This is a genomic window from Streptomyces sp. NPDC091271 (assembly GCF_044757505.1).
In the GTDB taxonomy this organism is placed as follows: Bacteria; Actinomycetota; Actinomycetes; order Streptomycetales; family Streptomycetaceae; genus Streptomyces.
Genome location: NZ_JBIVVD010000004.1, coordinates 726,195 through 748,165 on the forward strand (window position 1 = coordinate 726,195; position 21,971 = coordinate 748,165).

The 21,971-nt window shown below is 71.6% G+C and carries 10 protein-coding genes; 8 read left to right on the top strand and 2 right to left on the bottom strand.

Annotated elements, in window-relative coordinates:
• Nucleotides 1–30: 30 nt before the first annotated feature.
• The 5 genes from ACIQM3_RS19760 to ACIQM3_RS19780 all read left to right on the top strand — a co-directional run bounded on the left by ACIQM3_RS19760 (nucleotide 31) and on the right by ACIQM3_RS19780 (nucleotide 16,522).
• The gene (locus ACIQM3_RS19760; protein ID WP_401625838.1) at nucleotides 31–870 is read left to right on the top strand and encodes an ABC transporter ATP-binding protein; all 840 of its coding nucleotides are present in this window, start codon (nucleotides 31–33) and stop codon (nucleotides 868–870) included.
• A 115-nt stretch (nucleotides 871–985) separates the two neighbouring features.
• Nucleotides 986–2,038 carry an iron-siderophore ABC transporter substrate-binding protein gene (locus tag ACIQM3_RS19765; protein WP_401625841.1) on the top strand — a complete coding sequence of 351 codons (1,053 nt, stop codon included), beginning with the start codon at nucleotides 986–988 and terminating at the stop codon, nucleotides 2,036–2,038.
• Between the two features lie 43 nt (nucleotides 2,039–2,081).
• Nucleotides 2,082–3,869, top strand: coding sequence for an ABC transporter ATP-binding protein (locus ACIQM3_RS19770; protein WP_401625844.1), 1,788 nt, complete (start codon nucleotides 2,082–2,084; stop codon nucleotides 3,867–3,869).
• Nucleotides 3,870–3,927: 58 nt separating this feature from the next.
• Nucleotides 3,928–14,835, top strand: coding sequence for an amino acid adenylation domain-containing protein (locus ACIQM3_RS19775; protein ID WP_401625847.1), 10,908 nt, complete (start codon nucleotides 3,928–3,930; stop codon nucleotides 14,833–14,835).
• Nucleotides 14,822–16,522 carry an ABC transporter ATP-binding protein gene (locus ACIQM3_RS19780; protein WP_401625850.1) on the top strand — a complete coding sequence of 567 codons (1,701 nt, stop codon included), beginning with the start codon at nucleotides 14,822–14,824 and terminating at the stop codon, nucleotides 16,520–16,522. The genes ACIQM3_RS19775 and ACIQM3_RS19780 overlap by 14 nt, the downstream gene beginning before the upstream one ends.
• 3 nt (nucleotides 16,523–16,525) lie before the next feature.
• Here the strand turns inward: ACIQM3_RS19780 and ACIQM3_RS19785 are convergent, their stop codons facing one another.
• The gene (locus ACIQM3_RS19785) at nucleotides 16,526–17,668 is read right to left on the bottom strand and encodes an alpha/beta hydrolase-fold protein (RefSeq protein WP_401625852.1); all 1,143 of its coding nucleotides are present in this window, start codon (nucleotides 17,666–17,668) and stop codon (nucleotides 16,526–16,528) included.
• Nucleotides 17,669–17,825: 157 nt separating this feature from the next.
• Between ACIQM3_RS19785 and ACIQM3_RS19790 the strand changes: the two genes are divergently transcribed.
• Nucleotides 17,826–18,344, top strand: a complete 519-nt coding sequence (locus tag ACIQM3_RS19790) for a GNAT family N-acetyltransferase (protein WP_401625855.1) — start codon at nucleotides 17,826–17,828, stop codon at nucleotides 18,342–18,344.
• 8 nt (nucleotides 18,345–18,352) lie between these two features.
• Here ACIQM3_RS19790 and argB read toward each other — a convergent pair whose 3' ends face one another.
• The gene (gene argB / locus ACIQM3_RS19795) at nucleotides 18,353–19,246 is read right to left on the bottom strand and encodes an acetylglutamate kinase (RefSeq protein ID WP_401625857.1); all 894 of its coding nucleotides are present in this window, start codon (nucleotides 19,244–19,246) and stop codon (nucleotides 18,353–18,355) included.
• A gap of 256 nt (nucleotides 19,247–19,502) precedes the next feature.
• On the opposite strand from argB, the gene ACIQM3_RS19800 reads away from it, so the two are divergent.
• Together ACIQM3_RS19800 and ACIQM3_RS19805 are read left to right on the top strand one after the other, a co-directional pair.
• On the top strand, nucleotides 19,503–20,264 hold the full coding sequence (locus ACIQM3_RS19800; RefSeq protein ID WP_401625860.1) for an IclR family transcriptional regulator: 762 nt from the start codon (nucleotides 19,503–19,505) through the stop codon (nucleotides 20,262–20,264).
• Nucleotides 20,265–20,460: 196 nt separating this feature from the next.
• Entirely contained in the window at nucleotides 20,461–21,840 is a 1,380-nt protein-coding gene (locus ACIQM3_RS19805) for an alpha-amylase family protein (protein WP_401625863.1), read from the top strand.
• The last annotated feature ends 131 nt before the right edge of the window (nucleotides 21,841–21,971 follow it).

A 21,971-nucleotide genomic window follows, 5' to 3' on the forward strand; every position in this document is an offset into this window, starting at 1 on the left:
GACCGTACATACCGGGCAACGGGGGAACCTGTGGGCGCTGAGCACATCACGAGGACCGATTCGGCGGTCGACGGCGTCTCGCGACTGGCGGCGAGGAGCATCACGGTCGGCTACGGCGGCCGGACCGTCATCGACGGTCTCGACGTGACGGTCCCGCCCGGACTGATCACCACGATCATCGGCCCCAACGGCTGCGGGAAGTCGACTTTGTTGCGCACCCTGACACGGCTGCTCAAGCCGACCGCGGGTGCGGTCGTGCTGGACGGCGAGGACATCGTCAAGCTCCGGACCAGGGACGTGGCGAGGAAGCTCGGTCTTCTGCCGCAGGCCCCGGTGGCGCCGGAAGGGCTCACGGTGGCCGACCTGGTGGCCAGAGGGCGCCACCCGCACCAGAGCTGGCTGCGGCAGTGGTCGTCCGACGACGCCTCCGTCGTGGAGCGCGCGCTGGCCATGACCGGTGTCTCCGAACTGGCCGACCGCGCCGTCGACTCTCTGTCCGGGGGGCAGCGCCAGCGCGTGTGGATATCGATGACGCTGGCTCAGGGCACCGACCTGCTCCTGCTGGACGAGCCGACCACGTACCTGGACCTCGCCCACGCGATCGACGTGCTCGATCTGGTGGACGACCTGCACGAGTCGGGCCGCACCGTGGTCATGGTGCTGCACGACCTCAATCTGGCCACCCGTTACAGCGACAATCTGGTCGTCATGCGGGAGGGGGCGATCCTGGCGCAGGGGCACCCGCGTGACGTGATCACGGCCGATCTGCTGCGGGAGGCGTTCGGGCTGCGGGCCAAGGTGATCGACGACCCGGTGGGGGACCGCCCGCTCATCGTGCCCATCGGCCGAACGCACGTGCAGCTCAACTGAGGTTCTCGGCAATGAAATACGCCAGTTAGGCTAGGCTAACCTCACCTCGTTTGGATAAGGTTTGCCTGCCCTTGTACGGGGTGTAGCGGACAGCGCGAAAGCAGGGGATTCTCGGATGCTCTTCCACAGATCGACGTTTCGGAAGTCACGGCGGCGGCTGGCGGCGACCCTCACTGCCGTGACGCTCGGCGTCGGCCTCCTCGCGGGATGCGGTTCCGGCTCGGAGGAAGGGACGAGCGACAAGGCCCCGGCTGCCGCCGGCGGTAAGTTCCCGGTGACGGTGGAGCACGCGTTCGGATCCACGAAGGTCGACAAGGCGCCTGAGCGCGTTGTCACCGTCGGCTACACGGACGACCAGGCGGTCCTGGCGTTCGGCATCAAGCCGGTCGGCATGGTCGACCAGTACCCGAACCCGGCGGGCGAGTCCCCCGACATCAACACCCAGTGGCCCTGGGTGAAGGACAAGTGGGGCGACGCCCGCCCCGAGGTCGTCATGAAGAACGGCGACGCGGGCCCCAACTACGAGAAGATCGCCGCCCTTCGGCCCGACCTCATCATCGCGGTCTACTCCGAGATCGACGAGGCCGCCTACGGCAAGCTCTCCAAGATCGCTCCCACCGTGGGCCGCACCAAGGGCGAGAAGGATCTGTTCAGCGCTCCGTGGCAGGACAACGCGGTCCACATCGCCAAGGCGCTCGGCAAGGAGGACGAGGGCACCGAGCTGGTCAAGGGCATCCAGGACAAGCTCGACGCCGCGCGTGAGGCGAACCCGAAGTTCGGGAAGGAGACCGCCGTCGCGGTGTCCTGGTACAAGGACTCGATCTCGGCCTTCACCACCACCGACGTACGCGGACGGTTGTTGACGGGAATCGGCTACAAGGGCGCGACCCAGATCGACAAGGTCGCCGGCGGCCAGTTCTCCACCGAGCTCTCGCCCGAGCGCGTCGACCTGATCGACGTCGACCGCATCTTCGTCATCAACGACAAGGCGGACACGGAAGCGCTGAAGAAGTTCGAGCTGTTCGACAACCTGTCCGCGGTCAAGGACGGCAAGGTCTCGTACCTGCTGGACAGCGAGGGCCCGGCGGTCGGTGCGGCTCTCTCCCAGGGCACCCTGCTCTCCCTGCCGTACGCGATCGACGAGCTCGTCAAGTCGGCCGACCAGTGACACACGCCGCCCGGCCCCGTCGCCGCCCCGGACCGGTGCCCGGGTGAGCGGCACCGCCACTCTCGCCGCCCCGGCCACCCTGCGCACGGCAGCCGGGGGCGAGTCCACCCGGTGGGTCGCAGCGCGCTGCCGCGAAGTGCCGTGGCTGACGGCCGCCACCGTGCTCACCACGGTGGCCGGGGCGGCGCTCCAGGTGCTTCCGGTGCTCCTGCTCGGCCGGGTGGTCGACGGCGTGGTCGAGGGCGACGGACGCTCGGTCCTGGTCACGATCGGAATCCTCATGGGCGCCGCCGCGCTGCTCGGCGCGGCGGCCACCGCCGTATCGACGTACCTGATCGGGCGGCTGGGCGCGGACCTTCTCGCGCGGCTGCGGGAAGCCGCCGTCCGGGCGGTGCTGGGGATGCCCAGCGCACGGGTCGAACAGGTCGGCCGGGGCGACGTGCTGTCCCGGGTCGGCGACGACGTGGCCGTGCTGTCCAGGGGAATCCGTACGGCCGTCCCCACGGTGTTCTCGGCCGGAGTGCTGGTCGTCATCGCCACGGTCGGGATGTTCGGGCTCGACTGGAGGCTCGGTCTGGCGGGCGCCGGCGCGCTGCCCGCGTACGCGCTGGCGCTGCGCTGGTATCTTCCCCGGTCCGCCCCGCTGTACCAGCGGCAGAGAGCGGCTCAGGCCGACCGTGCGCAGGCGTTGATCAGCGGACTGAACGGGATCGACACCGTCCGGGCGTACCGCCTCGAGGGCGCCTTCCGCGAGCAGGTCACCGTCAAGTCGTGGCGCGTACGCGACCTCGGCATCGACGTCTTCCGGATCTTCGGCCGGTTCGTCGGCCGGGAGAACCGTGCCGAGTTCATCGGGCTCGTCCTGATCCTCGTGGTGGGATACGTCCTCCTGGAGGCCGACGCCGCGAGCCTTGGCGAGGTGTCGGCGGCGCCGCTGATGTTCCACCGGCTGTTCACGCCCCTGGGCGCCATCATGTTCACCTTCGACGAGGCGCAGAAGTCGGGCGCGAGCCTCACCAGGCTGGTCGGGGTGCTGGGGGAGTCCACCGAGGACCGGCTGGTGGGCGATGCCTCCGTGGCGTCGGCGGACGCCACGGACCACCCGGTGACGGTGGAGGGGCTGACCTTCACCTATCCCGGTGCCGAGGAGCCGGTCCTGCGGGACGTCAGCCTGACGATCCCGGCAGGCGCCTCCCTCGCCCTGGTGGGGGCCACAGGAGCGGGCAAGTCGACCCTCGCCGCCCTGATCGCCGGCATCGGGAGCCCGCAGGCCGGTTCGGTGCGCGTCGGGACGCACGACCTCGCCGGCATGGACGAGGCGGGCGCGCGCGCTCTGGTCAGCATCCTGACGCAGGAGACGCACGTGTTCTCCGGCCCGCTCGCCGAGGACCTGCGGCTGGCCGCACCCCGAGCGACCGACGGAGAGCTGATGGACGCCCTGCGTACCGTCGGCGCCGGACACTGGGTCTCCGCGCTCCCCGACGGGCTGGACACCACGGTCGGCGAGGGCGGCGAGCGTCTGGACGTCACGAAGGTCGCCCAGATCGCCCTGGCCCGGCTGGTGCTGAACCGGGCACCGGTCGTCGTGCTCGACGAGTCGACCGCGGAGGCGGGCAGCGAGGGCGCCGCCGAGCTGGAGAGGTCCGTACGAGCCGCCTGCGCGGGGAGGACCACGCTGTACGTGGCGCACCGGCTGACCCAGGCGATGGCGGCGGACCGGATCGCCGTGCTGGACGAGGGGCGCGTGGTGGAGCAGGGGACCCATGAGGAGCTCGTGGCCCTGGGCGGACGGTACGCACGACTGTGGCGGGCCTGGCGCGAAGGCAGTTGAACCATCCCTGAGTTGAGTTGGTCCCACTTTCATACGCTGGAAGGACGATGGGTCTTCGATGACGGATCCCACAGCTCGCCCCGTGTCGCTCTCCCCGACGAGCCTGGACGGTGTACGCAGGCGAACCGGTGACCATTCCGACAGGACCATCACCGAGGCCTGCGCCATCGGTCTGTCGTACTGGGCGACGGGCCGCAGCCCCGACGGCATCGATCTCACCTCGGGCACCCTCTTCCCCGACGTCCTCCGGTGGGTCGACAACGGGGGTTCCGCACCCGTCGGCTGGGAGGTCGGCGCCGACGGCCGGAGCATCCACGCCCCCGCAGGCGTCGCGCCCGCCGACGCACAGCTCGCACTGGACGACCTGGCCGACTTCCCGGACCGGCCCCTCGGCACCATCGGCCCCTTCGGCCCGGCGGCGAGGACCAAGGCCCTGACCGAGTGGAACGACACCGAGGCCGACCGGATCCGCCCGACCGTCGTCGAGATGTTCCGCGAGCAGGCACGGGCCAGGCCGGACGCCGTCGCGATCGTCGACGAGCACCGTTCACTGACATACCGTGAGACGGCCGAGCTCGCGGGCCGGTTGGCCCACCACCTGATCGAACGCGGACTCACCGCCGAGCAGGTCGTCGGCATCTCGCTGGGCCGCTCGGCCGACATGGTGATCGGCCTGCTCGGCGTGCTCCAGGCCGGGTGCGCGTTCGTTCCGCTCGACCCGCAGTGGCCGGCCGAGCGCAGAGCCGTCGTCATCGAGGACGCCCGGGTCGTGCTGCAGCTCAACGACTCCGGTGAGCCCCCGGCCGGCGAACCCCCGGCCGTGGCCGTCTCCATCGGGGCCTGGCGCTTCGGTTCCTACCCGTCCGAGGGGCCCGAGGTCACCGTCCCCGGGGCCGCGCTGGCGTACGTCATCTTCACGTCCGGTTCCACAGGCCGGCCCAAGGGGGCCATGATCCGGCACGAGGCGATCAGCGAGCGCCTGCTGTGGCAGTCCGGGGAGATCCTGGGCTTCGGCCACGACGACGCGTCACTCTTCAAGGCGCCGCTGTCCTTCGACATCTCCATCAACGAGATCTTCCTGCCCCTGGTGTGCGGCGGCAGACTCGTGGTCCTGCGGCCAGGCGGCGAACGCGATCCGCACCATCTGCTCAGTGTGCTGTCCGAACAGCGCGTCACCTTCACCTATCTGGTGTCGTCCATGCTCGACGTGCTGCTGGAGATGGAAGGCGGGTCGGGGCAGCTGGACAGCCTGCGGCACGTGTGGTGCGGCGGCGAGGTGCTGACCCCGGAGCTCTACGAGCGTTTCCGTACCCGCCTCGGTATCCCCATGTACCACGGTTACGGCCCGGCCGAGACGACGATCGGCGTCTCGCACGTCATCTACCGCGGCGCGGCCAAGCGTCTGTCGACATCGATCGGCAAGGCGAACCCCAACACCCAGCTGTACGTGCTCGACGACGAGCTACGCCCGGTCCCGGTCGGGGTCGGCGGCGAGCTGTACGCCGGAGGACTCCTGCTGGGACGCGGGTACGTCAACGCGCCCGGCCTGACCGCGTCCCGCTTCGTCGCGAACCCCTTCGCCTCGGACGGATCCCGGCTGTACCGCACCGGTGACCTCGCGCGCTTCGCCCCGGACGGATCGCTGGACTTCCTCGGCCGGGCCGACAACCAGATCAAGATCCGCGGCATGCGGCTGGAGATCGAGGATGTCGAGCTGGGCCTCGCGGAACACCCTTCCGTACGGCACACCTGCGTCGTGGCGAGGAAGAACACGGCGGGCGGCACCTATCTGGTGGCGTACGCCATCCCGGCCGCCGGCAGTGAGGAGCTGCACGCGGACGAGGTCAGGGCGTGGGCCGAAGAGCACATGGTGGAGTACATGGTGCCCGCCCATGTCGTCGTGCTGGAGGAGTTCCCGCTCACCGCGAACGGCAAGGTCGACCGGGTCGCGTTGCCGGAGCCCGTCACCGGGACCGGCTCGGTCGTGGCGCCCGTCACCGGGGACGAGCAGCTGGTGTGCGCGGCGGTCGCGTCGGTCCTGGGCCTCGAAGAGGTCGGCGTCGACCAGGACTTCTTCCGGCTCGGCGGAGACAGCATCCTGGCGATCTCCCTGCTGAGCGCGCTGCGCGCCGCCGGTCTCCACGTCACGGCCGGGCAGATCTTCACCCACAGCGTCGTGGGCGCGCTGGCGGCTGTCGTGAGCCGTGAGGACGTCTTCTCCGCGGAGGACGGGCAGGAGTCGACCGGCTCCGTCGTCGGTTCACCCATCGTGCAGTGGCTCGGCGAGACGACGGACGCGATCGACGGCTTCGTCCAGTCGGTCGTGCTGAACACCCCGGCGGACCTCACCGCCGACGCCCTCGACACGATCCTCACCGCCCTGGCCCGGCGCCACGACATGCTGCGCGCCCGACTGGTGCGCGGCGACCGCTGGAGCTTCGACATCCCGGAGGCGGACGGAGCCGTCGTGGGATGGCAGGAGAGCGACCTGCCGGCGGACGCCTGTGCGGCGCTCGCGGCGGAGGGGCTCGGCCCGGACCACGGTGCGATGCTGAGCGCCGTCTGGCGCCGCGAGGCACGGCAACTGGTCGTGGCCGTCCACCACTTGGTCGTCGACGGCGTGTCCTGGCGGATCCTCATGGAGGACCTGGCCACCGCATGGCGGCAGTTCACCTCCGGCAGGCCCGTCGAGCTGCCCCCGGTGGGTACCTCGTTCCGGCGCTGGACGCAGCTGCTGGCGGGTGCCGATTTCGAACGGGACCGCGCTGCCTTCCGGCGCTCCCTCCCGGGCCCGGACGGACCGCTGGGCAGGCGGCCGCTGACCGAGACCGACACCGTCGCCCGGGAGCGGAGCCGGACGGTGTCGGTGGGCGCCGGGGCCACGGCCGCGCTGCTGGGCGAGATACCCGCGAGGTTCCACGCCGGCGTCAACGACGTACTGCTCACGGCCCTCGCCGTCGCCCTCGCCCGGTGGCGCCGCGGCCTCGGGCAGGACCAGTCGTTCGCGCACATCGAACTGGAGGGTCACGGCCGCGAGGGCCGGTTCGTGGCGGAGACCGCCGGCTTCGAGCCGGACCTCTCCCGGACAGTGGGCTGGTTCACCACCCTGTTCCCGGTGGTCGTGGACCCCGGTGCGGCGACCGACCCGACCGCCCCCGCGTATCTGTCCGCCGCGCTCAAGGCGGTGAAGGACGACCTCCGCCGGGTCCCCGGCAACGGGCTCTCCTACGGTGTCCTGCGGTACCTGACCGACACCGGACTCGACACCCCGGCTCCGCAGGTGCTGTTCAACTACCTGGGCCGCCTCGACTCGGGCACCTCCGGTGACTGGCGGTTCGCGGGTCCCGCAGGGCAGTTGGGCGAGAAGCGCGACCCGAGGATGCGCCTGCCGCGCGCCCTGGAGTTCAACGCGGTCGCCGAACCCGCCTCGAACGGCGAGTACGAGCTGGTGACCACCCTCTCCTGGCCCGACGGGATGTTCACCGATGACGACACCGCCACCATCGGCGCATATCTTCGCGAGGCCCTGACCGGGCTCGCCGCCCTCGGCCACGGTGGTCACTCTCCCGGCGACTTCGCCCCCGTGCCGCTCACCCAGGCCGACGTCGACGCCCTGGACGGACCGGCGCTGCGGGACATCCTGCCCCTGACCCCGCTGCAGGAGGGCCTCTACTTCCACTCGGTCTTCGACGACGACGCCGCGGGCAGCTACGTCGAGCAGCAACTGCTCACCCTGGAAGGCGAGGTGGACGCGGACCGGCTGGCATCGGCGGCGACGCGTCTGCTCGCCCTGTACCCGAATCTGGCCGCACGGTTCGTGGCTCTCGCCGACGGCCGGGTGGTCTCCGTGCTGGAGAGCGGGGTCGAGGCCCCCTTCACCACGCTGGACCGCCCCGGCATCACCGACGCCGAGATCCGTGACCACGCCGAGCGGGACCGGCGTGCGGGGTTCGTCCTGGCCACCGGTCCGCTGATGCGGTACACGCTCATCCGCGCCGGCTCCGGCAGGAACGTGCTGGTGCAGACCGTCCACCACATCGTCGCCGACGGCTGGTCGGTGCCGCCGATGCTCCGCGCGCTGCTGGCCGAGTACCACGCGCCGGGCTCCCGGCACCCGCTCGGCGGCTTTCCCGATCACGCACGCCGGATCGCCACGGCCGACGACGACGAGAGCGACCGGGTCTGGCGCGACCAGCTCGCCGGCCTCCCCGGCCCCTCCCTGGTCGCCGAGGGGCACACCCCCTCCGACCGCTTCGCCGACACCGCTGTGGAGCCCGAGGAGGACATCGACGCGGCCGTCCGGGCGGCGGGCATCCCGCTGAGCGTGGCGGTGCACAGCGCCTGGGCCGTGACACTGGGCGGCATCCTGCGGAGCAGGGACGTCGTCTTCGGCTCCACGGTGTCCGGCCGCGACGCCGAGGTGCCCGGCATCGAGGACATGGTGGGCCTGTTCATCAACACGATTCCGCTGCACGCCCGTTGGGACGGGGACAGCACGGCCCGCGACCTGCTCGCCTCGGTGCGGGAACACCAGGGAGCCGTGCTGGCGCACCAGCACGTCTCGCTGGCGCGGATCGGCCGCCAGGCCGGCGGCGGCGCCCTGTTCGACACCCTCGTGGTCTTCGACGTGGCGACCGACATCGGGACACTGCGGCGTCCCGGCGACGAGCTGGTCATCACCGGCATCGTCAACGAGGGCGCCCCCCACTACCCACTGACCCTGGTCGTGGAACGCACACCCGCCGGGCGCCCCCGCTTCAACCTGATCCACGACAGGGAACTGCTCCGCGAGGAGAGCGTCCAGGCGATCCTTCGTACGTTCACCGCGACGCTCACCGGCCTGCTCACCCGGCCGGACGCCCTGGTCGACGAGCTGGCGCCCGAAGGGTCCGGGCGCCCCGCGCGGATCGCCCCGACCACCCTTGGCCAACTGTTCGACGCGGCCGCGAGCCGCGCCCCGGAGGCCACCGCGGTCACCCACTGCGCACTCGACGGCGAAACCAGGTCCCTGACGTACGGTGAACTGGCCGGCGCCAAGAACGCGCTGGCCTCGGCCCTGCGCGCTGCCGGTGTCGCGCCGGGCACGCGAGTCGCCGTGGCCCTCCCGCGCTCCGTGGAGCAGGTCGTCGCCCTGGTGGCGATCGTCACCGCGGGCGGCGCGTACGTACCCCTGGACCTGGCCTACCCGGACGAACGGCTGGAGTACATCCTCACCGACGCCGCTCCGCAGGCCGTCCTCGTGGACCGTGAGCGGCGGGACCGCTTCACGGAACTGCTGAGCCGGGGCCCGGGCGTGCCGCCCCGCGTCATCGTGCTGGGGGACGAGCTCCCGGAGGAGCCCGCGCCCGTCACCGCCCGGGCCGGATGGCACGACCCCGCGTACGTGATCTACACGTCCGGCTCGACCGGCAGACCCAAGGGTGTCGTCGTCCCGCACTCCAGTGTGGTGACGCTGCTCGCGAACACCCGGCCCGTCATGGACTTCGGCCCCCAGGACGTGTGGGTCCAGTTCCACTCGTACTCCTTCGACTTCGCGGTCTGGGAGCTGTGGGGCGCGCTCGCGCACGGCGGTGAACTGCTGGTGCCCGATCACGGGCTCACCCGCTCCCCGGTGGACTTCCACCGGCTGGTCCGCGAGCGCGGAGTGACCGTGCTCAACCAGACCCCCTCGGCCTTCTACCGGTTCGTCGAGGCGGACCGGCACGCGGCCGAGCCCCTGCCCGCCCTGCGCCGGATCATCTTCGGCGGCGAAGCGCTCGATCCCGCGCGGCTGCGCGGCTGGGTGGAGCGGCACGGCACCGGCTCGCCCGAACTGGTCAACATGTACGGCATCACCGAGACCACGGTCCACGTCACCCACCGGGTGCTCACCGACGAGGACTTCGAGGCGGACGTCAGCCCCATCGGCGGCCCGGTCCCCGGGCTGGCCGCCTACCTCCTCGACGACCGGCTCCGCCCCGTGCCGCCGGGCAGGGTGGGTGCCATCTACGTGGCCGGTGACCAGGTGTCGCTCGGCTACCTGGGCAGACCGGGTCTGACAGCGGGCCGGTTCGTGGCGAACCCCTTCGCGGACGACGGCTCCCGGATGTACCACACGGGCGACCTGGCCCGCCGCACCCTCGACGGGGAGCTGGAGTTCGCCGGGCGCGCCGACGACCAGGTGCAGCTCAACGGTTTCCGTATCGAGCTCGGCGAGGTGGAGGCCGCCGTCAGGGCGCTGGACGGAGTGGTCGACGTGGCCGTCACCGTGGCCGGCAGCGGTGACCACCTGGTCGCGCACGTGGTGGGTGAGGTGCCGGGCGACCTCACCGGCCGCCTGTCCGCGAAGCTGCCCGCGCACATGGTTCCGGGCCGGGTCCTCCGGGCCGACGCCCTGCCGCTGACGGTCAACGGCAAGCTGGACCGGAAGGCCCTGGACGAACGCGCCGCAGAGGGCGCCCCGTGGCCCGCCGCCAGCGGCTCCGCGCCCGCCGCGACCGGTTCCGTGCTCGCCGCCCTGGTGGAGATCTTCGGCGAGACGCTGCCCGGCTCCCTGTCCGTGGACGGTGACACCGACTTCTTCTCCGCCGGGGGCGACAGCATCGTCGCCATCACGGTGATCAACCGGGCCAGGGCGCTCGGCCTGTCGATCGCGCCACGCGACGTGTTCCTCTTCAGGACACCCCGCGCGCTCGCCGAGCACCTCGGAACGCGTACACAGCCGGCCGTGGCCTGCGCGCCCGCCCTCCGTGCGGACGGTCCGCTGACACCCACACCGGTCATTCTGCGCCAGCGGGAACTGGGCGGCTCACTCGCCCGTTTCGCCCAGGCCAGGACGGTCGTGCCGGCCGAAGGCACCGGGTTCGCCGACGCCGAGGCCGCGGCGAACGCGGTCGTGGCCGCGCACCCGGCGCTCAGACTGCGGCTCCACGTGGAGCACGGCGTGTGGGCGCTGCGTACCGAGCCCGCCCGCGACATCACCGTCGTCCGGACGGACACCGCGGACGCGACGGCAGCGGCGGAGGAGGCCGCCGGGCGCCTCGATCCCGAGGCCGGCGAGGTCATCGCGTTCTCCTGGCTGGAACCGAGCCGGACCCTGGTGGTCACCGTCCACCACCTCGCCGTCGACGCCGTGTCCTGGCTGGTCCTGCTGGACGACCTGGCCACCGTCATGCGCGGGCAGACGCTGCCACCGCCGACCACCCCCTACGCCGAGTACGCCGAAGCCCTGAGCGCCGGGTCCGCCGGGGTCACCGGCGGTCTGGGCCACTGGATCACCACGCTCCAGGCGCCCCCGCTGCTGCCCGCCGCCGAACGGCTGCGGCACACGACGGCCGTCCTCGCGCCCGAGGCGAGCGACCGGGTGACGCGCACCGCGCCCGCCGCACTCGGTATCGGCCTGACCGAGTTGCTGTGCGGCGCGCTCCGGGCCGCGCTGACACACGTACAGCCGACGCCCACCGACCTCGCCGTCGATCTGGAACGGCACGGCCGGGTGCCGGTCCTGGAACACCACGAGTACACCCGCACGGTCGGCTGGTTCACCTCCATCGCCCCCGTACGGCTGACCGCGCACACCGACCCCGTGGCGGCGGCCCGCGAGGTGGCCGAACGCCAGCCCGACGCGTGCGGACACGTCGCCTACGGCCAGCTCCGGTATCTCAACCCGCAGACGGCCCCGTTGCTGAGGGCCCGCCCCCAGGTGCTGTTCAACTACCTCGGCCGGGGGAGCGAGTCCCAGGTACCGCACATCACCGGCGGGGACCAGGGCAGCCCGTACGCCGTCGAGGTCAACGCCTGGACCGACGAGGCGAGCGGAAGCCTGCACGCGGCCTTCACCCTCGCCGACGGCATACCCGACGAGCTGACCGGGCACTGGCTCGACGCACTCGAACGCCTCGCGGACGCCTCCACCAGGGCCGAGCGCACGGCACCGGTCACCCCGCTCCAACGGGGCCTCTTCTTCCAGGCCCAGATGGCCGGTCCGGCCGGACACTACGTCGCCCAGAGCTACTTCGGCTTCGACCGGCGACTGGACACCGACGCGCTGGCGCAGGCGATGGCGCACGTCATCGCGCGGCACCCCGTCGTGGGCGCCGGCTTCACCACCGACGACGACGGCAACCCCGTCCAGGTACTCGCCGCGGGCCGGCGGGTCGTCGTCCGTACCGCCGAGCTGCTGACGGACGCGGACGTCGAAACCCTGCGCGCACGGGACCGCGACACGGGATTCGACCCCGGCGAGCCGCCGCTGATCCGGATGACGGTCGTACGTCTGCCCGGCGGACACGACGGCCTGCTGCTGAGCTACCACCTGCTGCTGTGGGACGGCTGGTCCCGCGAGATCCTGCTGCGGGACCTGTTCGACGCCTACCAGGCGGTCCTCGCGGGCGAGGAACCGGACATGGCCCCGGCGACGCCGAGCTTCGAGGACCACGCCCGGGCCCTCGCCGCCCGGGACCCCGAGGTGTCGGAACGCTTCTGGGCGGAGCATCTGGCCGGCCTGACCGGTCCGACGCTCCTCGCCGGCCCGGATCCGTCCCTCCCGGACACCCTGCCGCGCTCGCTCGTACACACGTTGTCCGCCGGGGAGTCGGACCTCCTCCGGGAGACGGCGAAGGCGCACGGCGTCACACTGAACACGGTGCTGACCGGGGCGTTCGGCCTCCTGCTGGGCGCGCACACGGGCCGGAGCGACGCGGTGTTCGGCGTCACCGTCTCCGGCCGGGAGGGCGAAGGGCTCTCCGGCATCGTCGGTGTGCTCCTCAACACCGTTCCCATGTGGACACGGGCACGGCCACAGGACACGGTCCAGCAGTACCTCTTTGGCGTCCAGGCGGCCAGGGTCGAGGCGATGGAGCACGAACACCTGGGGCTCGGGGAGATTCAGCGGGCCAGTGGACACGGGGGCCTGTTCGACAACCTGTTCGTGCTCCAGAACTTCCTGGACATGGACGCGTTCGCCGCGATGAACGCCCGGCACGGCATCACGTCGGTGAAGGCCGACGACTCGACGCACTATCCGTTCACCTGGGTCGTCACACCGGGGGAGCGGCTCACGGTCAAACTGGAGCACCGGGACGAGGACACCGGGAGAGCCCGGCGTCTCCTCGACGACTACCTGCGCCTGCTCGACGATCTGGCACGGCGGACCGGACCGATCGGCGCGCTGCGCGGCCCCGGCCCCGAACCCGAGCCCGCCGGACGCACCGACATCGGCACGGACACCGTCGTCGACCGGTTCGACCGGGCGGCGGGCCGGGATCCGCAGCGGGTCGCCCTCGTCGCCAACGGCTCGACCATGACCTTCGCCCGGCTCCGCGACCGCAGCCGCGCGGTGGCCGGGGTACTCGCCCGGCGGGGCATCGGCCCGGAGACGACGGTGGGCCTCGCCGTCCCGCGCTCCCTCGACTCGATCGTGGCACTCTTCGCCGTACTGCGGACCGGTGCCGCCTACGTTCCGTTGGAGCTCGACCACCCGGACGAACGGATCGCCTCGATCATCGACGCCGCACGCCCGGACGTGATCCTCACGGTGAGCGCCGTGGCGCCACGGCTGACCGGCGACCTGATCGAACTCGACCGGCCCCTGGCAGAGTCGGAGCCGTACGTGACGTTCGCGCCGGACGACCCGAACCGTCTGCGGCACCCCGCGTACACGATCTACACCTCCGGATCGACCGGGAAGCCCAAGGGCGTGGTGACCGAGTACGCCGGGCTCACCAACATGCTGATCAACCATCAGCGCCGCATCTTCGAACCGGTGCTCGCCGAGCACGGGCACCGGACCTTCCGGATCGCGCACACGGTCTCGTTCGCGTTCGACATGTCCTGGGAAGAGCTGCTGTGGCTCGCCGACGGCCACGAGGTGCACATCTGCGACGAGGAACTGCGCCGCGACGCGCCGCGGCTGGTCGAGTACTGCGCCGAGCACGGGATCGACGTCATCAACGTGACCCCGACCTACGCACAGCAACTGGTCGCCGAAGGCCTGCTCGACGATCCCTCCCGGCGCCCGGCGCTGGTGCTGCTGGGCGGGGAGGCCGTCACCCCCACCCTGTGGCAGCGGCTCGCGGAGACCGAGGGGACGGCCGGCTACAACCTGTACGGACCCACCGAGTACACCATCAACACCCTGGGCGTCGGCACCTTCGAGTGCCAGGACCCGGTGGTGGGCGTGGCGATCGACAACACCGACGTGTACGTCCTGGACCCCTGGCTGCGGCCGCTGCCGGACGGAGTGCCGGGTGAGCTGTACGTGTCGGGCATCGGCATCGCACGCGGGTATCTCGGGCAGTCCGCCCAGACCGCGGACCGGTTCGTCGCGTGCCCCTTCGGCGAACCCGGAGAGCGCATGTACCGCACAGGGGACCTTGTCTCCCGACGGCCCGACGGGCACCTGATGTACCTGGGCCGGACCGACCAGCAGGTCAAGATCCGGGGCCACCGGGTCGAACCGGGCGAGGTCGAGGCCGCGTTCGCGGCGCACCCGGCGGTGCGGTTCGTCGCCGCGGTCGCGCAGCCCGACCCGCAGGTCGACGGGGCCTACCGGCTGGCCGCCTACCTCGTGCTGAGCGGCTCCGACCTGGCCGCGGTCGCCGCAGAGGTCGGCGCGGGGCTGCCGGACTTCCTGCGCCCCACGCACTACGCCCAGGTCGACGGCATCCCGCTGACCGTGAACGGGAAGGCCGACACCAAGGCCCTGCCGGAGGCCAGGCCGCTCGGCGTGCTGACCACGGGAGGCGAGCGCGGGCCGGAGACGGAGACCGAGACACTGGTCTGCGAATTCTTCGCCGAGGCGCTGGACCTGGACGACGACGAGGTCAGCGCGGTGAGCGACTTCGTCTCTCTGGGCGGGCATTCCATGCTGGCGGTGCGGCTGACCGGGCTGCTCCGCCGGGAGTACGGTCCTGTGATCACGATCCGTGATCTGCTCACCCTTCGAACCCCGGAAGCGATTGCCCGCCACCTTGATGACAACACCTGACGTGCACCGTCCCCGCCCGGGCACCGACATCCTCCGGACCGCCCTGCGCCGCAACGCCGGCGCGGTGGTCCGGGGCACTGTCCTCATGGGCCTGTACCAGGCGGGTGAGACCGCCTTCCCCATCGCGCTCGGCCTGATCGTCGAGCACACGATGCGGGACCGGAGCCTCGGCTCGCTGGGCCTGTCGATCGCCGCGCTGGCCGTGATCATCACGACCGTCTCGCTGTCGTGGCGGTTCGGGATGCGTGTCCTGCAGAAGGCCAACACGACCGAGGCACACCGCTGGCGGGTGCGGGTGGCGGCCTGCGGACTCCAGCCGGTGGCCAGGGACGTCGGCCTGAAGTCCGGCGAGGTGCTGACCATCGCCACCGAGGACGCCGACCAGACGGCCGACATCGTCGAGGTGGTGCCGCTACTGGTCAGCTCGCTGGTCGCGGTGGTGGTCGCCTCGGTCGCGCTGGGTCTGGCCGACGTCCGGCTGGGTCTGCTGGTGGTCGTGGGAACGGTCGCGATCCTGTCGGTCCTGAGCGTCATGTCCAGGCGGATCGGCGCGAGCACCCGCGAACAGCAGGCCCGGGTGGCCCGGGCGGGGGGCAAGGTCGCCGACCTGATCACCGGCCTGCGCCCGCTGCACGGCTTCGGCGGCAACCACGCGGCGTTCCTGTCCTACCGGAAGGTCAGCACGGAGGCGAGGCACCAGGCGATCACGGTGGCCAAGGTCAACGGTGTGTACGCGGGCACCGCCCAGGCCCTCAACGCGGTCCTCGCCGCAGCGGTCACCCTGACGGCGGGCTGGCTGGCGTACGGAGGCCGCATCACCATCGGGGAACTCGTCATGGCCGTGGGGCTGGCGCAGTTCGTGATGGAACCGCTGAAGATGTTCTCGGAGATGCCGAAATACGTGATGATGGCGCGCGCCTCGGCCGAGCGGATGGCGCTGGTGCTCGCCGCGCCACCGCTGACGGACCCGGGCCAGGGCGGTCCCGCCCCCGGCGGGGACCTCGAGGTCGACGGCGTCCGCCACGGGTCTCTGCACGGGCTCACGTTCCGGGTGCGCGCCGGGGAGTTCGTCGCCATCGCCCCCTACCAGCCGCGTGCGGCAGCCGATCTGGCCTCGGTCCTGGGCGCCAACGTCCCGCCCCAGGCGTACGGGGGAGCGGTGCGGGTCGGCGGGCGGGAGATCGCGGAGCTGTCCGTCGATGCCCTTCGCGAGCACATGCTGGTGAACCCGTACGACGGTGAGATCTTCGCGGGCAGCCTCCGCACGAACATCGACCCCACGGGCACCAGCCGGACGGTCCCCGAGGCCGTGGAGGCGTCGCTCCTGACCGACGTCGTCGCCCTGCACCGCGAGGGGCTCGACCACGGCGTACGTGACCGTGGCGCGAACCTCTCCGGGGGGCAGCGCCAGAGGCTGTCCCTGGCCCGTGCCCTCGCCGCCGATTCCGACGTACTGGTTCTGCACGACCCGACGACAGCGGTCGACGCGGTGACCGAACAGCTGATCGCCCGTAACATCGCGAAACTGCGCAAGGGCCGCACCACCGTCGTGATCACCAGCAGCCCCGCTCTCCTGGACGCCGCCGACCGTGTGCTCGTCCTGGACGACGGTGCCGTCACGGCCGACGACACCCATCGCCACCTCCTCGCCACCGACGAGGCCTACTGCAGGGCCGTGGCCCGGTGACCGCTACCGGGCGAGCGCCCAGGCGACATCCCTGACGAGCGCGTGCCGCCAGCCCGCCCGGTCGTGTCCCGAAGCCGACCGTGAGACGCGTACGGCCGCACCGGCCTGCTCGGTCAGGGTCTCGGCGAGCTCGCAGTGGGGGAGCATCCGCGCCTCGTGTTCCCCCACGTCGAACGCGACCCTCAGCCCGGACAGGTCGGGGCGCTCCCGCAGCCGCGCGGCGATGGCACCGCCCATGGGGCCCTCCATGAGGTCCGTCCGGTCCAGGGCCCCGGGCGCCCACCAGAACGACGGGGACTGGCAGGCGACGCGGGACACCAGACCGGGGTACTCCAGCGCCGCGTACATCGCGCTGAGTCCTCCGAGGCTCTGTCCGGCGACGACCAGCCGGTCCCAGTCGGCGGGCACACCGGATTCCGCCACCAGCCGGGGCAGTTCGTCCCGGACCGCCTCCCACAGCTCGGGGCTGCACTGGAATTCGGCCGCCCTGTCCTTGGCAGGCAGGAAGACCAGGGTGACAGCCGGCATCTCGCCTGCTGCGAAGGCCGAGTCGAACGCTGTCATGGCCGGGTGGAGATACAGCCAGTCGTCGCCGTCGAGCAGCAGGACCACAGGACCGCCGCCGCCCACGGGGTGGACCCGCACGGTGCGGCGTCCGCCGAGCCGGCCGCCCGCCCAGCGGATACGGGCCTTCGGCACGGGCAGGGCGTCGTCGGCACCCACGGCGGGCCAGTGCGGGTGGTGAGGGGCGTCCGGTGTCGCGGCGATGGACCGGTCACCGCCCGCCCCGACCGGGTTCAACGGATCGGCGTACACCGCGTCGTCCACAAGGAACCGATAGGTCACCCGCAAACGCGGGGGCATGGGCACCTCGGCGTACCAGCAGTCGGTGTCGCCCCATCGGCGCAGCGGGAGGGGCTTCGACCAGCTCTCGAAGACGATGGTCGCGGGCGACCCGCGCCACAGGAACAACGTCACCCAGCCGCCGTCGTCGCCCGGTACCGACGAGGGTGACCGCGCGGCCGCCCAGAACGCGTCGGAACCGGGGTTGCCGGACAGCCCGAACGCGCCGAACGCGTTCTCGGAGCCGGCAGCGAGCACGGACGCGGGTTCGCTCGCCGGTCCGCCGGAGCCGCTGAGGGGCATGAACGTCTCCTTGTGAGAGGGGAGTTGCAGAGATGAGCTCGCAAGTGATTAGGTGAGCCTAACCTAAGTAACGCTTCGCTTCCATCCCCCGCCCACCTCAGAACGGTCCCTCCATGTCCTGCCGAGCAATCCGCCCGCGACCGGGTGAGGAGCGGCTTTGACCACGGTCGCGCCGCGCTCCGCCCCCTTGTCCGACGAGCTGCGCGCCGCGAAGCCCCGCCTGCGTCCCGGCCGTGAGGCGGACGCCGCGGCACTCGCGGACCTGGCCCGGCCGTTCGTGCGCTCGGGGGCCCTGCGTGAGCGGCCTGTCGCGCTCTACGCGGCCCGCGCGGCGGACTTCCTGGTGGCCGAGGGCCCCGGAGGCTCCATCGAAGGCTGCGTCGGCCTGCGGGTCTACCCGGACGACGCGGAGGACCAGGGTCCCGCGGGCGTTCTGTACAACTTCTGCGTGGCCGGGCACCGGCAGGGCCGAGGGGTGGGGGCCGGGCTCCTGCGCGCCGTGCTGGCCCGGTCGCGCGACCAGGGCGTCGGAGCCCTGTTCACCGCGACGACCGGCGACGGCGCACTCTTCCTGCGCCACGGGTTCACGCCCGCTACCGCACGTCAGGCACCTCTGTCGTGGGTGAAGTCGCTGGATCCCCGGCGCAACGCGCGGGTGCTCGCGCTCACTCGGTGAGCAGGCCGTCAACTCCGGTCGGCGGCGGCGGAGGCCTGCGCGGACCGGGGACGGCTGAAGCCGGTCCCGTCGGGTGCGACTGCGGCCCTAGGGCCGGTCCCGTCGGGCACGACGGTGGTCCCGGGGCTGGTCCCGTCGAGCGCGCCCCGCAGCACCGCGTGCGGCACGCGGCCGTCGAGCACGTGCGCGCTGCGCACGCCGCCGCGGACGGCCCGCAGGCAGCCTTCCATCTTGGGCAGCATTCCGCTCGCCAGCCCCGGCAACAGTTCGTGCAGCGCGTCGGCGGTCACCCGCGCGATCACCTCGGAGCTCTCCGGCCAGTTCGCGTAGAGCCCTTCCACGTCGGTGAGTATCACCAGCCGCTCGGCATCGAGGGCGACCGCCAGGGCCGACGCCGCGAGATCGGCGTTGACGTTGTAGACGTGGCCGCCCTCGCCGCGTGCGACGGGCGAGACCACAGGGATGTGCCCCTGGTCCAGGAGCATGCGCAGCATGACCGGGTTCACGTCCACGACGTCGCCGACGAGACCGATGTCCACGGGCAGGCCGTCCACCCATGCCGGCCGCCGGACTGCCGTCATGGTGTGTGCGTCCTCGCCCGTCATGCCGACGGCGAAGGGGCCATGGGCGTTGATGTGGCCCACCAGCTCTCGCTGCACCCCGCCCGTCAGCACCATGCGCACCACCTGCATGGTCTCCGGCGTGGTCACCCGCAGACCCGCTTCGAAGCGTGTCTCGAGGCTGAGTCGGTCCAGCATCGCGTTGATCTGCGGCCCGCCCCCGTGCACGACGACGGGGCGGAGCCCGGCGCGCCACAGCTCCACCACGTCGTGTGCGAAGGACCGTTGGAGCTCCGCGTCCACCATGGCGTTGCCGCCGAACTTGACGACGACCACGTCCATGGGTCAGCTGCCTCCATCGATGACACACGTCCCTGGACGATCCCGGGCGTAGGCAACTTAGCCTAACCTAATAAAGGTTGGAGGTGGCTCCTGCAGCCGGGCGGCGCCGGTACCGACACTCCTGCCGAGTCCGCGTCGTCAACGGCAACGAGCCGTTCGTCGACCGCGGTTGCGCCGCCGCCCGCACGGCCCGGAATCATGGGAGCCGGGCGCCGCACCACGATACGGCCCCCGTGACACGATCGAGAGGACCCCCGTGGCCGACCCCAGGAGCTACATCATCGAGTCATTGGACACAGGGCTGCGCCTGATGCGTCTCTTCCTCACCCACGACACCCTGTCGGTCACCGACGCCGCCAGAGAGCTGGAAGTGGCCCGCTCCACCGCGCACCGGGTGCTCAGCACTCTTGAGTCGCGAGGTTTCGCCAGCCGTGACACCTCGGGCCGGGGCTACTCCGCGGGGCCCGAACTGGTCGCCCTGGGCCGCCCGGCCGGCTACGGCCCCGGGATCCGGGCCCGCCTGCAGGTGGTGCTGGACGCGGCCGCCACCGCCACCGGGGAGACGATCAGTACCGCTGCCCTGATCGGCGACCAGGTGATCATCACGGATGGCCGGGAATCGACGCACCCCGTGCGTGCCGTCCTGGAGACCGGCCGTGCTCACCCCGCACACGCCACCTCGGCGGGCAAGGTGCTCCTTGCCCAGCTGACCACCGAACAGGTCTGCGCCCTCTATCCGGAGGAGCAGCTCCCCGGTGCTGCCGGCCACACCCCCGTCTCCCGTGACACCCTGCTCTCGGAGTTGGCCGGTATCCGTACCCTCGGCCGTGCCGACAGCGCCGGGGAGCGGGTGCAGGGGATGAGCACGGTCGCCGTGCCGCTGGCGGGCAGCAGCTGGCGCGACCGGCTCGCGCTGATGGCGTCCATGCCGGTGGACCGCGGCGGCGAATCCGAGCTGGCCCGGCACGCCGTGGAGCTGCGGCGTGCGGCGGGGCTCCTGACGCCACCGTCCTCCTGACCCGGCCGCTTTCCTGCGGGTGAACTGACGGGAGAAGGCGGCGTATTGGCTTTGCGCAAGAATTTGAAAGAGCTTGCAGAAATCCTTGACGGCGGCACGGACGGAGCGGCAGGCTCCGACAGGTTCCCCCCACGGCAGCCTGGCGCGTGGCTGTCTTCGAAGGCACAGCTGTGCCTTGTCGTCGAAGGAGCCGCACATGCAGCACCGATTCCGCCTGATCGGCGGAACGCTGGCCGGAGTCATGACCGTCGCCGGTCTCACCCTGGTCGCCCCCTGGCAGTCGCAGGCGACAACGCCCGGCGAGAAGACCGTCACCGTCACCATGTTCGAACGGCCGTACGCGGATGTGGCGTCCGCCTGCACCGACCAGCTCGGCCCCGCCGGTTACGGCTACGTACAGGTGTCACCCGCCACCGAGCACATCCAGGGCGACCAGTGGTGGACCTCGTACCAGCCGGTCAGCTACAGGATCGCGGGCCGTCTCGGAGACCGCGACGCGTTCGCCGCCATGGTGGAGGCCTGTCACACCGCCGGGGTCAAGGTCGTCGCCGACGCCGTCGTCAACCACATGGCCGCCGGCTCCGGGACGGGCACGGGAGGGACGGCCTACACGAAGTACGGCTACCCCGGGTACTTCGAGGATGCCGACTTCCACGCCTGCCGCGCCGCCATCAAGGACTACACCAGCCGCAGCGACGTGCAGAACTGTGAACTGGTGGGACTGGCCGACCTCGACACCGGCAAGGAGGAGGTCCGCTCCACCGTCGCCGCGTACCTCGACGACCTGCGGTCGATGGGTGTCGATGGCTTCCGCATCGACGCGGCCAAGCACATGGCGGCCGATGATGTCGCCGCCATCAAGGCGAAGATGAGCGATCCCGGGTTCTGGGTCTCCGAGGTCATCCACGGCGGCGGGGAAGCCGTGCAGCCCGAGGAGTACGCCGGAATCGGCGACGTCGACGAGTTCCGTTACGGAGGCCACCTCAAGAGCGCCTTCCAAGGGGGCGGCATCGCGCAGCTGCAGTCCGTCGCCGACGGAAAGCTGAGCAGCGACTCCGCCCGTACGTTCGTCGACAACTGGGACACCGAGCGCAACGGCTCGACGCTGACCTACAAGGACGGCGCGGCCTACACCCTCGCCAACGTCTTCATGCTCGCCTCACCGTACGGTTCACCGAACGTCTACTCCGGCTACGAGTGGTCGGACAAGGACGCCGGCCCGCCGAGCGGCACCGACGGCTGGACGGACACGCACAACCGGCAGGCGGTCACCGGCATGGTCGGCTTCCGCAACGAGGTGGGTCCGGCCGAACTGACCGACTGGTGGGACAACGGCGGCAGCGCGATCGCCTTCGGCCGTGGGGGCAAGGGGTTCGTCGCCCTGAACAACGCGGACGGCGCCCTGGAGCAGACCTTCACGACCTCGCTGCCCGGCGGCACGTACTGCAACGTCGCCGCCGCCTCGCCCGACGACTGCGACGGCAACACCGTCACGGTCGGCGACGACGGCACAGTCAAGGCCACGGTGCCGGCCCGTGGGGCACTTGCTCTGCACACCGGAGCACAGGCGGGCTGACCGGGAACGCGACACGGGCCCACGGCGCGGCGGGCGGGGCCCCCGCCCTCCAGGCCGGCGGGGGGCGGCCCGCCCCAACCGCGACCCCAATAGCGCAAACCCAGAAGCGAGAGGCACCACCCCCAAAATGC